This window comes from Gelidibacter sp., assembly GCF_053579655.1.
Genome location: NZ_JBMDWE010000010.1, coordinates 48631 through 64379 on the forward strand (window position 1 = coordinate 48631; position 15749 = coordinate 64379).

Annotated in this window: 13 protein-coding genes; 12 read left to right on the forward strand and 1 reads right to left on the reverse strand. The window is 40.6% G+C overall.

Annotation, left to right across the window (positions count from 1 at the left end; genetic code table 11):
- Nucleotides 1-4: 4 nt before the first annotated feature.
- Nucleotides 5-1303, reverse strand: coding sequence for an NAD(P)/FAD-dependent oxidoreductase (locus tag ACOH2D_RS07090; RefSeq protein WP_348038804.1), 1299 nt, complete (start codon nucleotides 1301-1303; stop codon nucleotides 5-7).
- 637 nt (nucleotides 1304-1940) lie between these two features.
- Here ACOH2D_RS07090 and ACOH2D_RS07095 point away from each other — a divergent pair.
- The 12 genes from ACOH2D_RS07095 to ACOH2D_RS07150 all read left to right on the forward strand — a co-directional run bounded on the left by ACOH2D_RS07095 (nucleotide 1941) and on the right by ACOH2D_RS07150 (nucleotide 15749).
- The gene (locus ACOH2D_RS07095) at nucleotides 1941-2363 is read left to right on the forward strand and encodes an NADH-quinone oxidoreductase subunit A (RefSeq protein WP_449534828.1); all 423 of its coding nucleotides are present in this window, start codon (nucleotides 1941-1943) and stop codon (nucleotides 2361-2363) included.
- A gap of 2 nt (nucleotides 2364-2365) precedes the next feature.
- Nucleotides 2366-3004 carry an NADH-quinone oxidoreductase subunit NuoB gene (gene nuoB / locus ACOH2D_RS07100; RefSeq protein WP_348038808.1) on the forward strand — a complete coding sequence of 213 codons (639 nt, stop codon included), beginning with the start codon at nucleotides 2366-2368 and terminating at the stop codon, nucleotides 3002-3004.
- Between the two features lie 276 nt (nucleotides 3005-3280).
- Complete coding sequence (gene nuoC, locus ACOH2D_RS07105; protein ID WP_348038810.1) at nucleotides 3281-5020, forward strand: NADH-quinone oxidoreductase subunit C/D; 1740 nt, start codon at nucleotides 3281-3283, stop codon at nucleotides 5018-5020.
- 44 nt (nucleotides 5021-5064) lie between these two features.
- Nucleotides 5065-5544 carry an NADH-quinone oxidoreductase subunit NuoE gene (gene nuoE, locus ACOH2D_RS07110; RefSeq protein ID WP_348038812.1) on the forward strand — a complete coding sequence of 160 codons (480 nt, stop codon included), beginning with the start codon at nucleotides 5065-5067 and terminating at the stop codon, nucleotides 5542-5544.
- A gap of 293 nt (nucleotides 5545-5837) precedes the next feature.
- Nucleotides 5838-7115, forward strand: coding sequence for an NADH-quinone oxidoreductase subunit NuoF (gene nuoF / locus ACOH2D_RS07115; protein ID WP_348038814.1), 1278 nt, complete (start codon nucleotides 5838-5840; stop codon nucleotides 7113-7115).
- A gap of 106 nt (nucleotides 7116-7221) precedes the next feature.
- Complete coding sequence (gene nuoG / locus ACOH2D_RS07120; RefSeq protein WP_449534829.1) at nucleotides 7222-9894, forward strand: NADH-quinone oxidoreductase subunit NuoG; 2673 nt, start codon at nucleotides 7222-7224, stop codon at nucleotides 9892-9894.
- Entirely contained in the window at nucleotides 9887-10846 is a 960-nt protein-coding gene (gene nuoH / locus ACOH2D_RS07125) for an NADH-quinone oxidoreductase subunit NuoH (protein ID WP_348036400.1), read from the forward strand. The genes nuoG and nuoH overlap by 8 nt, the downstream gene beginning before the upstream one ends.
- Nucleotides 10847-10877: 31 nt before the next feature.
- Nucleotides 10878-11393 (forward strand): NADH-quinone oxidoreductase subunit NuoI, encoded by a 516-nt coding sequence (gene nuoI / locus ACOH2D_RS07130; protein WP_348036401.1) that lies wholly within the window; start codon nucleotides 10878-10880, stop codon nucleotides 11391-11393.
- Nucleotides 11394-11407: 14 nt separating this feature from the next.
- The gene (gene nuoJ, locus ACOH2D_RS07135) at nucleotides 11408-11950 is read left to right on the forward strand and encodes an NADH-quinone oxidoreductase subunit J (RefSeq protein WP_348036402.1); all 543 of its coding nucleotides are present in this window, start codon (nucleotides 11408-11410) and stop codon (nucleotides 11948-11950) included.
- Nucleotides 11947-12252, forward strand: a complete 306-nt coding sequence (gene nuoK / locus ACOH2D_RS07140; protein WP_348036403.1) for an NADH-quinone oxidoreductase subunit NuoK — start codon at nucleotides 11947-11949, stop codon at nucleotides 12250-12252. Before nuoJ ends, nuoK begins: the two co-directional genes overlap by 4 nt.
- A 15-nt stretch (nucleotides 12253-12267) precedes the next feature.
- Nucleotides 12268-14139, forward strand: coding sequence for an NADH-quinone oxidoreductase subunit L (nuoL, locus tag ACOH2D_RS07145; protein WP_348036404.1), 1872 nt, complete (start codon nucleotides 12268-12270; stop codon nucleotides 14137-14139).
- Nucleotides 14136-15749 carry a complex I subunit 4 family protein gene (locus ACOH2D_RS07150; RefSeq protein ID WP_449534830.1) on the forward strand — a complete coding sequence of 538 codons (1614 nt, stop codon included), beginning with the start codon at nucleotides 14136-14138 and terminating at the stop codon, nucleotides 15747-15749. Before nuoL ends, ACOH2D_RS07150 begins: the two co-directional genes overlap by 4 nt.

Sequence of the window (15749 nt, forward strand, 5' to 3'; positions counted from 1 at the left end):
ATGTCTATACTTCGTCTTTAATTTTTTCCTTCTGTGGTTGCCTTCTATTCACTTCTGCAGAATTTAAAATAACCCCAAGAGGTCGGTCATAGCTGAAATAATTTGTAGACCAATCAATAAAAGCTACTATTTTACTACGAAAACCTACAATCGATAAGATGTGAACAAACATCCAAACAAACCAGGCAAATACGCCCTGAAACTTGTAATGTGGCAGATCGACTACGGCTTTATTTCTTCCGATAGTGGCCATGACACCTCTATTGTGGTATTGAAACGGGGCCATCGGATTATTTTCTATTTTATTCAAAATATTCTTCGCCAAAAGTTTGCCTTGCTGTTGTGCTACAGGAGCTAACATGGGCTGTCCCTTTGGGTTTTCGATGGTAATATGTGCGGCGACATCTCCAATAGCAAAAATATTCTTACAACCACTGACTTCATTGTATTCATCAACTGAAATACGATTACCAGGCAAGATGGTGTTCTCAGGAAACCCCTTTATTGGCGCACCTTTTACTCCGGCAGTCCAGATGACGAGGTTGGTATTAAAAAAGCTTCCATCGGCGAACTCAATTTTATCGCCATCATAATTTTCAACCCGTGTATTTAAACAGACATTGACGCCCAATTCTTTTAGATATTCCAGACTTTTATCAGAAGCTTCTTCTGACATCGCTTCCAGTAATTTAGGACCCGATTGATAAAGGTTAATGTTCATGGTTGAGCGGTCCAAATCTGGGAATTCTTTTGGAAGAACATACCGCTTCATTTCTGCTAATGCTCCAGCCAACTCCAATCCAGCCGGACCGCCGCCAATGATGGCGATATTCATAACTTCCTTGAGTGGATTCTTCATCTTATAGGCCATCGCTTTTTCCAGATTTCTGAAAATGCTATTTCGCAGTGACAGGGCCTCTGGAACTGACTTTAAGGCCAGTAGTTTATCCTTGACGGGTTCAAAATTGAAAAAATTGTTTTCACTTCCCGAGGCGATAACAAGGTAATCGAAGTCAATTTCTCCAATAGATGTAAAAACCTGATTTTTTTCAATGTTAACGGATAGCACTTCAGCCATCCGAAAGTGGATGTTTTTGTATTTTCTAAAAATCCGACGCACAGGATAAGCAATGCTTCCGGGTTCAAGGCCGCCTGTTGCTACCTGGTACATTAAAGGTTGAAAATTGTGGTAGTTGTTCTGATCAATCAGAACCACTTCAACGGGTTTATTGCAAAGTTCTTTGACCAATTTGATTCCACCAAAGCCTGCGCCAACAATAATTATTCTAGGGTTTTTTGACATTTAAATTTTAGGATCATTATTTTTTGTAAAGTGAATGCCAATGCGTGCTAACTAGAGGTTCAAATCTCACACTTTTCAACAAGTATGTGCCGGTTTTAATAAGTGGAGGCTTAATTACCGAGCCGTGGCATTTTCCTTTTTTTCAATTGTTATAAAGATAACTTTTCATTTTTTGGATGGCTTACAGAAACGCAATGATATTTTACATTATTCACACACAAGTGACGTTTTTAATGGTTTCAGGATGAATAGGATACTGACTGGTTTGATTGTTAAAGTACATGTAAAAACACGTGTTGAGTTTTTTGTAAAGTAGAACACAAAATCTCATCTCATCTTTAAATGTGCATTCAAACAATAAGATGAAATACGTGAAGAGTTTTTTGGAATTAACACGCGTAAAACCTTTGTTGAAAGCGTAAAGTAAGTGGGTTAAATTACTGAGACTAAGGAGTGCATGAACTTTTAAATAATAGTCAAATCTATGAATTATGCAACTTTCGTTATATTGTTTGTAAGAAATTTGAGTGGGTATCTCTCTAACTTTAAGGAATATACTTAGAGATTTAAGTCCTTCTCAAAGGAATATACAACATTTTCATTTCTCAAAAAACTGATTTATTAAATCGTGCTTTAAATGGAACATACCACAAACATCACTTTATTATGGCCTTTGCTGTTTTATGGATTCGCCGTGATTTTATTGGTAGGTGGAATGTTAGGCGTCTCTTATTTTTTAGGTGAACGCCATAACGAAAAAGCGACATCCCAACCTTTCGAATCGGGAGTCATCCCTACAGGTTCTGCACGCTTGCATTTCCCCATACATTTTTATGTCGTTGCGATGTTTTTTGTGGTGTTTGACCTCGAAGCTGTTTTTGTCTTCACTTGGGCCATCTCCATTCGAGAAACCGGATGGCCAGGATATATCATCATACTCGTTTTTATAGCTGAACTACTGATTTTGCTTTTCTATCTCTGGAAAATTGGAGCTATGGACTTTGGTCCGAATACTAAGGCGATTCTTAAAGCCTATCATAAAAAAACAAAAACCAATTAAAGATGAAATGGTGGACCAGCAAAGCAGCCAACCCAACAGCGGTTATAAAAGGGAATGGTTCGTTCGAAGAAACGATTCAAGAAAATATTCTTTTTACAAACATGGACAGCATGGTAGCTTGGGGTCGGAAAAATTCGATTTGGCCTTTCAATTTTGGGCTTTCTTGTTGTTATGTGGAGATGGCCACGAGTATTACCAGTAAATACGATTTGGCACGTTTTGGCGCAGAAGTGATTAGAGGCACACCTCGTGAAGCCGATATGATGGTAATTGCCGGAACGGTATTTATTAAAATGGCACCTGTCATACAACGTTTATATGAGCAAATGATGGCGCCCCGTTGGGTAATTTCTATGGGTTCTTGTGCCAATTCTGGCGGTATGTATGATATCTACAGCGTGGTACAGGGCGTAGATAAATTTTTGCCTGTGGATGTTTATGTGCCCGGTTGTCCGCCCAGGCCGGATGCCTTCCTTGAGGCCATTTTACTGCTGAGAGATCAAGTAGGCAAAGAACAGAGACCCTTGAGCTGGAGGATAGGTCCTCAAGGAATTATAAAACCCAACGAAGTTTCTATGAGAGATTTACAAGGGCCACAACGACTGAAAATGACCGAAATACAAAGTCCTGATAAAATTTGAGGGAAGGTTTCCTATATAAAGATTCAAGACCGCTTCGCTTATAGAATATAGAATAAAGACTAGAGTGGTAAAATGCTGAAGGAGTAGGATTTAAAAATCAAAAACCACTCAGGGTTTGTACTTTTCACTGGGATTTTATTAAATAACGAAAAGTAGATGTAATTATTAAAAACTTTAAAAACTCGTATTTCTCATGGTTTACATCAAGTAAAACAAGGTTTAATTGGACAACAATGATAAATGATTACAAATACCAATAGTTTGCATAGATGAAAAATGAAGGAAATAACTACCATATTAAAAGATCACTTTCAAGAGGTAATTATAAGTGTTCAGGAAACCAAAGATAATTTTCCCACTCTTTGGATTCATGGCGACCATATTGTTGATGTCTTGCGTTTTCTGAAAAATGATGTGGAAGAGCCTTTCAAGATGTTGTATGATCTTACAGCGATTGATGAGCAGGCGAGAAAATTTCGAAATGGTCAGCCCGAAAGTCGCTTTACCATTGTTTATCAACTGCTTTCCTTCGAAAGAAATGATTTTGTGCGTCTGAAAGTGGCACTGACTTCTAGCGAAGCTTCCATCGCATCGGTAACTTCGGTATGGCCTTCAGCTAATTGGTACGAAAGAGAAATATATGACCTTTTTGGTGTGAAATTTACCGGACATCCAGATTTGAGACGAATTCTGATGCCACGAACTTGGGTGGGACATCCTTTACAGAAATGTCATCCTGCTAGAGCCACTGAAATGGGGCCTTTTCAACTACCTGATGATAAACAAGAAAGAGAAATGGAAGCGCTCCGTTTCAAACCTGAAGAATGGGGACTGGATAAAACCTTAGGTGGCGATGAATTGATGTTCCTTAACCTTGGGCCACAACATCCCGGAACGCATGGGATCCTCAGGCTCATATTACAACTGGATGGGGAGCAAATTGTAAATATTGTTCCAGATATAGGATTTCATCATCGTGGAGCCGAAAAAATGGGAGAGCGGCAATCCTGGCATACCTATATTCCATATACGGACCGCGTGGATTACCTGGGTGGCGTCATGAACAATTTCCCCTATGTCATGGCTGTTGAAAAACTAGGCGATATCGATGTTCCGGATCGAGCGAAAGTCATCCGGATTATGATGAGTGAACTCTTTAGAATTTCGAGTCATTTGGTTTGGTATGGCACCTTTGCTCAGGATTTAGGTATGATGACACCCGTGTTTTTGATGTTTAATGATCGTGAGAAAGTCTTGGAAATTGTAGAAGCCATTTGTGGTGCCCGAATGCATCCCAACTGGTTCCGAATTGGAGGCGTGGCACAAGATTTACCTGAAGGATGGGAGAAACTGATACAGGGATTCATTGATTATTTTAAAAATAAGCTCAACGAGTACGATAAGATGATTATGCGAAACAGCATTTTCAAAGCACGTACCGTCGGTATTGGAGTTTATACAACGGAAGAGGCGATAGAATGGGGCATCACAGGTCCTGGCCTAAGGGCTACTGGATTTGAATGGGATTTCAGAAAAAAACAGCCGTATTCTGGTTATGAGCAGTTTGAATTCGACATTCCCACTGGCAAGAATGGCGATTGCTACGACCGATCAGTCGTACGTATTGAAGAGATGCGACAAAGTGTGCGGATCATTGAGCAATGCCTTCACAAGATGCCAGCAGGGCCCTATAAATCAGAGCATCGATTGACAACACCGCCCCGAAAAGAAAATACCATGAAAGATATTGAAACGCTCATTAATCATTTTGTGCATACCACCTGGGGTCCAGCTATACCACATGGCGAGGCATTTTGCGGCGTGGAAGCTACCAAGGGACATAACGGCTACTATCTTATTGCTGATGCTAGTACCTCCTCATATCGAACTCGCATCCGTACGCCATCTTTTCCGCACATGCAATTTGTGCCGGAAATCAGCAAGGGTTACAGTGTTGCCGATTTACTGGCCATATTGGGAAGTGTGGATTATGTGCTCGCGGATATTGACCGATAGGAATTCAATAAATTAATTATAAACGAATAAAAATTGCAATTAAAATGGCGCAAGAACAAATTTTATCGGAAAAAGAAATATCGGAAATCAAAGATTCCTTTAAACATTTTCCAGTGAAAAGCGCCGCTTGTATTGAAGGACTTAAGATCGTTCAAAAGTATCATCGTTGGGTTTCTGATGAAGCATTAAAAGAACTGGCAGCCATTTTAGAGATGTCAGTGGATGCTGTTGATAGTGTGGCAACCTATTATAATTTGATATTCCGAAGGCCAGTTGGACGGCATGTGATCCTGGTGTGTAATAGTGTGAGTTGCTACATTATGGGATATGATGAAATTATTACTTTTTTAAAGCAAAAACTTGAGATCGAATATGGTCAAACTACCGGAGATGATCGGTTTACATTATTGTCTGTACCTTGTCTTGGAGATTGTGACCATGCGCCCGTTCTGATGATTGATAATGATTTACACCGGAGTTTGACGCTTGATAAATTGGAGAAAATATTGGATAATTATGAATGATGAATTTTGTAATAGGCATTAGGAGTTAGGAATGAGGTGTGAGGTAATTTTATGTCCTAATATAGAGTGATCACTTTAAAGAAAGTGTAAAAGTTATGAAGTCAATAGAAAATACCATCTACTATATCTGGGTTATTTAAGTTAATTAAGAATCTGCGAAGATCTGCGTGCGGGAAACTATATGAATGAAAAGTGATTTTATCTTCCTAAAAGCAAGAATGTAAAGTTGCGCAAAGTAGGCAAAGAGCTCCATAATTTGGAAAGTTCAAATAAAGCGATGAATTTTAAATACGATGGAAAAACCACTAACAGAAGATATTAAAAGTGATGGCACTTGGCTGACCCTGGAAGAATATGAGAAAACTGGCGGCTATAAAGGTTTGGGTAAAGCTCTTTCCATGGAGTCGAAATCGATTACCCAAATGGTATTAGATTCTGGATTGAAAGGACGTGGTGGTGCGGGTTTTCCTACGGGTCAAAAATGGAGTATGGTTCCAATGGATGAAAGTGCCCGCTATCCCAAATATTTTGTGGTCAATGCTGATGAAATGGAACCTGGTAGTTTCAAAGACCGATTGTTGCTGGAAACAAATCCGCATCAAATTATTGAAGGCGCTATCATTGGAGCCTTTGCCATTGAGGCGAATTTCAGTTATATATTCTTACGTTGGGCCTATCATAAAGCAGCGAAAGCACTTACTCAGGCTATTCAAGAAGCCTACGAAGCTGGTTATCTTGGAAAAAACATTATGGGAAGCGGTTTTGATCTGGAAATGTCACTACATATCAGTGTAGGACGCTATATGTGTGGCGAAGAAACCGCATTGCTCAATGCCTTAGAAGGAAAACGAGCATTACCCAGAGCCAAACCACCGTATCCAGTGGTCAGCGGATTGTTTGGGAAACCTACCATTGTAAATAATGTGGAGACAATCGCCAATGTTCCACATATTATTGCCAAGGGTGCGGATTGGTTTATGAAATTAAGCAAATCAGAAGGCGAAGGTGGAACCAAACTTTATGGAGCAAGTGGCCGTGTCAAAAACCCAGGATTGTGGGAGTTGCCATTAGGAACTACTTTACGAGAACTTCTGGAAGTTCATGCTGGTGGAATGCAAGATGGATATGCGTTCAAAGGTGTTCTTCCTGGTGGCGGATCAACAGATTTCCTTACAGAAGAGCATCTGGACACGCCCATGGATTTCGACAGTGTCCAGAAAGTAGGAAGCAGGATGGGTACAGGTACGATCATCGTTTTGGATGATAAAACGTGTCCGATAGGAATGTTACGCAGTCTGGAACATTTTTTTGCCCATGAATCCTGCGGATGGTGCACACCATGTAGAGAAGGTCTGCCTTGGACTGCGAAATTACTCGACGCCATAGACGCAGGACGCGGTAAAATGGAGGACCTTGATATTCTCGAGTTTCATACCAAATACATGGCACCCGGAAATACCTTTTGTGCACTAGCTCCAGGTGCTATGGAGCCCTTGCAGAGCGCTTTGAAATATTTTAGAGCAGATTTTGAACAGCATATTCACGAACAGAAATGCCCTTATAAATCATGAAATAGGAGTGCTAAAAATATCATCTACCGATAATAGAATTAATCACGAATAACATATCTGTTCTGAGCCAAGTCGAAGTATGACCAATTAAAAAGAATAAACATAAATGAAAGTCAATATAACCATCGATGATAAAGTCTATGAGGTAGATAAGGACAACAACGTGCTCGAAGCTTGTTTGTCGCTTGAAATGGATCTACCTTATTTTTGCTGGCACCCAGAATTGGGATCGGTGGCCGCCTGTCGGCAATGCGCTATTATGTCGTATAAAAACGATGATGATAAAAAAGGCAAGTTGGTTATGGCTTGTTTGGAACCCGTGAGGGAGAATATGCGCATTTCTCTTACAGATCCAGAGGCCTATAGTTTTCGCGCTCATAATATTGAAGCCTTGATGGTTAATCATCCACATGATTGTCCCGTATGTGACGAAGGTGGCGAATGTCATTTACAAGACATGACGGTCATGACAGGGCATAATTATAGACGCTATCGGTTTAATAAAAGAACCCATAACAATCAGTACCTCGGCCCTTTTGTTAACCATGAGATGAATCGGTGCATCCAGTGTTACCGTTGCACGAGGTTCTATAATAACTATGCTGGAGGAAAAGATTTTGATGTGTTTGCAGGTCATGATAACGTGTATTTTGGTCGACATGAGCCAGGTACTTTGGAAAATGAATTTAGTGGCAATCTGATAGAGGTTTGTCCTACAGGTGTTTTCACTGATAAAACATTAAAAAAACATTTCACACGAAAATGGGACATGACTAATGGCCCTTCCATTTGCCATAATTGTTCCTTGGGTTGCAACATTATTGCGGGCGAACGTTACGGAAGTCTTAGAAGAATCAGAAACCGCTACAATGGCGATGTGAATGGTTATTTTATATGTGATCGTGGCCGGTTTGGCTATGAATATGTAAATAGTGAAAGCCGACTTATCGCTCCTTTTAAAATAGAAAAGGGCAACCCTTCGCCCATAACAAAGGAAGAAGCGATTAAAGGCATCAAAGGAATTACTGATGATGCTAATCAATTAATCGGCATCGGTTCCCCAAAAGCTTCACTCGAATCCAATTTTTTATTACGTCAATGGGTGGGAGCAGAAAATTTCTATGCTGGCATTCCAACTTCTGAAGGGAAGTTAATCCAACAAATCATTAAAATATTGAAGGAAGGATCGGTAAGAACGCCTTCACTAAGTGAGGTTAAAGATTATGATGCCGTTTTTATCATCGGGGAAGATGTGACCAACACCGCGCCCATGTTAGCGCTCAACCTGAGACAGGCCGCCAAAAATAAACCCAATGAAGAAGCAAGGGAATTAAAGATTCCCGTCTGGAATGATGCCGCCACACGCGAAGTTGTGCAGGAAGCAACAGGGCCATTTTATATAGCCACAGTCCATGTGACGAAATTGGATGACATTGCAACCCAATCGTATTATGCGCATCCGGATAATATTGCACGTTTGGTATATGCGGTTTCCGCGTCGGTAGAGACGCAATGCATTGCGTCTCCACTGGTTGTTGAAATTGCCAAAGCCCTGCTAGCAGCGAAAAAACCATTGATCATTGCAGGCACAAGTCTGTACAGTGAAGTCCTAATACAGTCAGCAGCAACATTGGCATATACATTAAAAAAACAAGGTAAAGATCCGGGATTGGTTTATATCGCTCCCGAAGTGAATTCCATTGGTTTATCTCTGCTAACAGATCAGTTTTTAGAAGATGCAATAGATAAATCAAATAAAGCCGATGCAACCATAATCCTTGAGAACGACCTATATCAACGTAAAGATAAAAGTAGTATAGACGCTTTTTTAAAGCACCAAAAAAATATCATAAGCTTTCATTACTTAGAAAATGCCACAACACATCAATCTAAATATGTTTTACCTGTAGGAACATTCGCCGAAGCCGATGGCACCGTCGTAAACAATGAAGGCCGAGCACAACGATTCTACCGGGCGCATCAACCTGATAATGATATCCAGAGTAGTTGGGAGTGGATTCAGGAAATTATGATGGATAAATGGGGACCGGCAAGCTTTGATGACATTGTAAATGATATGATACAGGAATTCCCAGAATTGAAACCGGTGCAAGATGTCGCTCCTCTGGAAGGATTTAGGGAAGGCACACAAAAAATTCCCCGTGAACCGCATCGCTATAGTGGAAGAACTGCCATGCACGCTGATATGAATGTGAGCGAACCTAAACCGCCCGAAGATCCAAATTCTGCACTTTCCTTTACGATGGAAGGTTTTACCGGAGTGCCACCACCGTCGATTACACCTTTTTACTGGACACCTGGCTGGAATTCTGTGCAAGCGCTCAACAAATATCAGGTTGAAGTTGGCGGGCCATTGCAAGGAGGAAATCCAGGTAAGAGATTATTTGAACCAAAGGAAACTTCTGATTTGAGTTTTTCAGATCATAGGCCTTCGGAATTTTTTCCAAAACAGGATGTTTACTGTGGCCTACCATTGTATCATATTTTCGGATCTGAAGAATTGAGTGCCCAAAGTCCAGCTGTAATGGAACGGATTCCTCAAGCATACATCGCGCTTAACGACGATGACGCCATTAAGAATAATCTCCAGGAAGGAGATTTAATCGAAGTTACTATTAAGGACGAAAAAAGACAATTTCCTCTAAAATTTCATAAGGAAATCCCAATAGGAATTTTGGGTTTGCCAAAAGGATTAACGGAAACGGCAGGCATCGATTTTCCTTTCGAAACCATAATAAAACGGATGAGTCATGAATGAAACATTTAAATTAACGCTTATTGCGCTAGCAATACTGCTGGTGCTTGTCAGCATCGCAGCTGGTCTAATCTGGGTAGAGCGAAGAATGCTTGCTGCCTGGCAGGATCGGTATGGCCCAAATCGAGTTGGCCCTTTTGGACTGCTTCAGGTTTTGGCCGACATGATTAAATTGTTTTTTAAAGAAGACTGGATCCCTCCATTTGCTAATAAAATCGTATTTGTTCTGGCGCCGACTATCGTGATGGTAACGATCTTGCTCAGTTTTACAATCATTCCATTTGCACCTGGAATTTTGGTGGCAGACCTCAATATTGGAGTGCTCTTTTTCCTGGCCATGTCATCATTAGGGGCGTACAGTGTGGTGCTGGGCGGTTGGGCATCCAATAATAAATATTCCCTTTTAGGTGGCGTTCGAGGCTCAGCCCAAATGATTTCTTACGAAGTTTTTATGGGACTTTCCCTGATGGGCGTTGTTATTATGGCCGGTTCGTTCAACATGACCGATATCGTATTGGCACAGGAGAAGATATGGTTTTTTATTCCTCAATTTTTAGGGTTTATCATCTTCTTTATTGCTGGCCTCGCTGAGACGCATCGGCTTCCTTTCGATCTTCCTGAAGCAGAAAATGAATTGATTGCAGGCTACCATACAGAATATTCTGGGATGAAATTCGGGATGTTCTTTGTTGGAGAATACCTCGGCATTACGTTGATTTCGGCACTCATTACGACCCTGTTTTTTGGAGGATGGCTGGGGTTTGGATTTTTGCCACCAGTTGTTTGGTTTTTAATTAAAATGTTCGCTTTTATTCTGTTTTTTATTTTGTTGCGGGCGTCATTGCCCAGACCAAGATATGACCAGTTAATGACTGTAGGATGGAAGATACTTTTGCCACTTTCACTTTTGAACCTGTTGGTAACTGGTGCGTTTGTACTGTATTTTAATTCATAATGGATTTTGGATCACATAAAAAAATAATCTCATGTTCAGCATTATAAGATCAATTTGGTTGACGTTTTTACATATGTTCCATAAGCGGGTGACGATTGAGTATCCCGAGAAAAAAGCATATTTAGCACCACGATGGCGAGGCAGAATTATACTTTCTCGTGACCCAGATGGGATGGAACGCTGCGTGGGGTGTTATTTATGTGCAGCGGCCTGTCCTGTAGATTGTATTTCACTTCAGGCGACAGAAGATGATGAAGGACGACGATATCCTGAGTTTTTCCGTATCAATTTCTCGCGGTGCATCTTTTGTGGCTATTGTGAGGATGCTTGTCCTACGTATGCTATCCAATTGATTCCCGATTTTGAAATGGCCGAATATGACCGTCAGAATCTAGTGTATGAAAAAGAGGATTTGCTGATCATGGGGCAAGGAAAATATCATGGCTATAATTATTACAAGCATGCTGGGGTTGCTGTAGGAGTCAAAGAAAAAGGAGAAGGAGAACAAGAAGATCAACCTGTAGATGTGAGAAGGCTTATGCCATAAAAATCAATAATAAGATGGAAATATTCTTTTACATAGCGGGTATTTTGGCCATTCTTTCCACACTAATGGTGGTTGTCGCAAAAAATGCAGTACATGCCTTATTGTATTTCATTGTGTCGCTATTATCAGTTTCGGTGATTTTTTTCATTTTGGGCGCACCTTTTATCGCGGCTTTAGAGGTGATCATTTACGCCGGTGCCATAATGGTTTTGTTTGTTTTTGTGATTATGATGTTGCATATAGATAGTTCAGATGACGATAAAGCATATGATTTTATGAAGCCAAAAGTCTGGATCGGGCCGTCTATTATCGCCTTGATTTTGGTGGTCGAGATGTTATATATGTTATTCAGTGATAGCTATCATCCCATGGCAAATCACACGATATCTCCCGAGGTAGTAGGCAAGTTAATGTTTACCAAATATGCACTGGTCGTTGATTTGGCTGGGTTTTTATTGACGGCCGGAATTGTGGGCGCCTACCATTTAGGGCAAAAAGAACGAAAAAATCTCCACAGATATCTAAAGGAAGAACATGATAAAATAGAAACTTCATGAATATACCTATGGAATATGGTCTTTTACTGGCAGTGATTTTATTCTGCATCGGATTGGTGGGTTTACTCATACGACGGAATATTATATTCATGTTGCTATGTATAGAAATCATGCTCAATGCTGCAGGATTGGCCTTTGTGGTGGCCGGTGCATCCTGGGGACAAGCGGATGGGCAGGTTATGTTCATTTTTATATTGGCGATGGCCGCTGCTGAGGTTTCTGTGGGCCTAGCATTGATTATACAGCTCTTTAAGCAATCGGGATCGCTGGATGTGAGCAAAGTCAATAAAATGAAAGGATGATAAAAATGCAGTAATATGAAGGATCTTCTTTGGTTAATTGTGGCATTACCTTTTGCAGGAGCACTCATCCTGGCATTTGCTGGTGGAAAATTGCCTCGTGCCCTCAGTGCCGCAGTCGGAGTTGGATCTGTCAGTCTTTCAGCGATTTTGACCTTAATTGTGGGCTATGAATTTTTGGGTGATACTACGCCTTATCTTCAGGTGGTCTGGCAATGGTTTGACGTTTATGGTTTGTCTCCAAATATTGGATTCCATCTGGACACTGTTTCGCTTATTTTTATTTTTATTATCACTTTTGTCGGGGCTTTGATTCATTTGTATTCGGCAGAATTTATGTGGAAAGAGGAAGGCTTCGTGCGCTTTTTTGTCTTTATGAACCTGTTTGTTGGCTTAATGCTAATACTCGTTTTGGCAGATAATTTACTCTTTCTTTATCTGGGATGGGAAGGGGTAGGTTTATGCAGTTATCTGTTAATAGGGTATTGGTATAAAGATCCAAAAAATGGTTATGCTGCGAGGAAAGCATTTATTGTAACACGCATAGGCGATGCTGCCCTCGCTGTCAGTTTTTACATCCTATTCATGAGTTTTAATACGCTAAATATCCAAAATATACTTATGGAAGCTCCTGAAACATGGACGGTAGGATCAGGTATTGCAGTGGCTACGGCTTTTTTACTATTGGGAGGAGCGGTTGGTAAATCGGCACAACTTCCTCTGCAAACCTGGTTGCCCGACGCCATGGCGGCACCTTCGCCAGTTTCAGCATTACTCCATGCTGCTACAATGGTCACCGCTGGGGTTTATCTGATTGCCAGAACGCATGTGTTATTTGAAATTGCTCCCATCGCACAGCATACGGTTGCTATTATCGGAGCGGCCACATTGCTTATTGCAGGTATGTCAGCATTGTATCAGCATGATATAAAAAAGGTATTGGCCTATTCTACGATATCACAAATTGGTTATATGTTCCTGGCGCTGGGAATAGGAGCATGGTCAGCAGCTTTATTTCACTTTATGATTCATGCATTTTTTAAAGCACTTTTGTTCTTGGGAGCGGGAGCTGTGATATGGGTGATGCGGGATGAACATAATATGTTTAAAATGGGAGGTTTGTGGAAAAAATTGCCCATAACTTTCTGGACGTTCTTGATTGCTTCAGCATCTCTTTCTGCTTTGCCCTTAATTACGGCAGGATATTATAGTAAAGATAAAATTATATGGTTGGCTTATGCCAGTGATAAAGGATCGAAGGGCTTATGGCTGGCTGCAATAGTAGGTGCTTTTATTACTGCACTTTATACTTTTCGAATGGTTTTTCTTACGTTCTTCGGAAAAGCGAAGGCTGAACCTACACATCGTCCTGGGTGGATGATCACTATTCCTTTGGTGGTCTTGGCCTTTTTCTCGTTCGCCGGAGGCTTTATCGAATTGCCTGATAATATGGGACATCTGACATTAGTTTCAAATTTTGTAGAAAAGACCTTACCGGCAACCACACTTTTGTCATTACAACCTTCAACGGAATTGATTTTCCAGATAATATCTGCAGTCGTTGCTTTGGTAGCGGTTTTTATAGCTTACAAACTCTTTTTTAACAAACCGTTTCCTGCTGCTGTGCCCCAACGAAATGCAATACAACAATTTTTCTTTAAAGGATGGGATTTTGATTTGGTTTATGACAAACTGATTGTAGAGCCCATGGTGTTTTTGTCTAAGATTAATAAAAATGATATTATCGATAAGTTTTATACAGGATTGGCATATATCGCCAGACAGTTAAACGTCTTATTGAGTGCTACTCAAAATGGCCAGTTACGTTGGTACGCCATGATTATAGCGACGGGAGCAATACTTATATTAACCATAATCTTTTTTCCATGATACTCGTTTGGATCCTCATATTGTTGATAGGAACAGGTTTGCTGGCTTGGCTAGCAAGCAGATGGAGCACTTTTCTTCCTAAGTTGATTAGTCTTGTTGGGACACTTGTGTATTTTGGGATTACACTGTGGTTATGGCTTGGACATGATTCAGGTATCGATAGTGAGGGATGGATTATTAGTTATACCGGGAATTGGATGCCATCTTTTGGTATTCAGTTTAAACTTGGGATGGATGGACTGAGCTTGCTGATGTTACTACTGACTTCTTTTTTGAGTGTGATTTGCGTATTGGTCTCATGGAAGGAAATAAAAACAAGGGTCGGTTTTTTCCATTTTAATCTGCTTTTAGAATTGGCGGGAATTACAGGGGTATTTCTTGCCTTGGATCTGTTTTTATTTTATTTCTCTTGGGAATTGATGCTAGTGCCCATGTATTTTCTGATCAGTATATGGGGGCATGAAGATCGAATTTATGCTGGTAAAAAGTTTTTCCTGTTCACACAAGCAAGTGGTTTGTTGATGCTTCTTGGTATTTTGGGATTATATTTTATCCACGGACAAAATACGGATGTATATACCTTTGACTACGAACAGTTGTTGGGTACTGTTATTCCGAAGGGAACAGCTTTTATACTCATGCTTGGTTTTGTAGTTGCTTTTGCCGTTAAACTCTCTACCGTGCCGCTCCATAGTTGGTTGCCCGATGCGCATACCCAAGCACCTACTGCAGGTAGCGTGATCCTTGCAGGTTTATTGCTAAAAACTGGTGCTTATGGTTTGATACGATTTGCCTTGCCATTATTTCCAGAGGCATCTCATCAGCTTGCACCTCTGGCAGTTTTATTAGGCGTTATCAGTATTTTATATGGCGCTAAACTCGCATTCGCGCAAACCGATTTTAAGCGGCTAGTGGCCTATATCAGTGTCAGTCATATGGGTTTTATTTTGTTAGGCATCTATTCTTTTAATGAGATGGCTATGCAGGGCGTTGTCATGCAGATGATTGTTCATGCGGTCAGTACCGGTGCACTGTTCATTATCGCAGGATCTCTTTACGATCGCATCCATACCAGAGATTTGGCTCAAATGGGAGGACTGTGGCGTCAGGTTCCTAGAATGGGAACAATGGGGTTGGTATTTGTAATGGCTTCCATGGGATTACCAGGACTTGGAAATTTTATTGCAGAAATTTTAATTCTGATTGGGTCTTATCAAGGGCCTTTTAAAGTGCTGACCATCATCGCGACCATGGTTCTTATAACAGCTACAGCCTATGCACTTCGAATCATTCAGAAAGTATTTTACGAAGAAGAACGTAAAGTCTGGGTGATTCCAGATTTTGGGGTGCGTGAAATGATCGTCATGCTTTCTCTTACGGGTGTCATTCTTTGGTTAGGTTGGTATCCTTCATCGGTATTGCGTATGTCTGAAGTTCCGGTGCAAAAAGTGATTCAAGAAGTTAGGATGTCGAAGTCAGGCGAAAAGGAAGAACTTGGAAGTATCGATAAAAATACCGTTTATAATGGGGGAGACTTTCTGAATGAAAAATCTATGGATGTGAAAAAGGAAAATCAGGCTCAAAAAATTAAATCAATCAAAACTGAATAA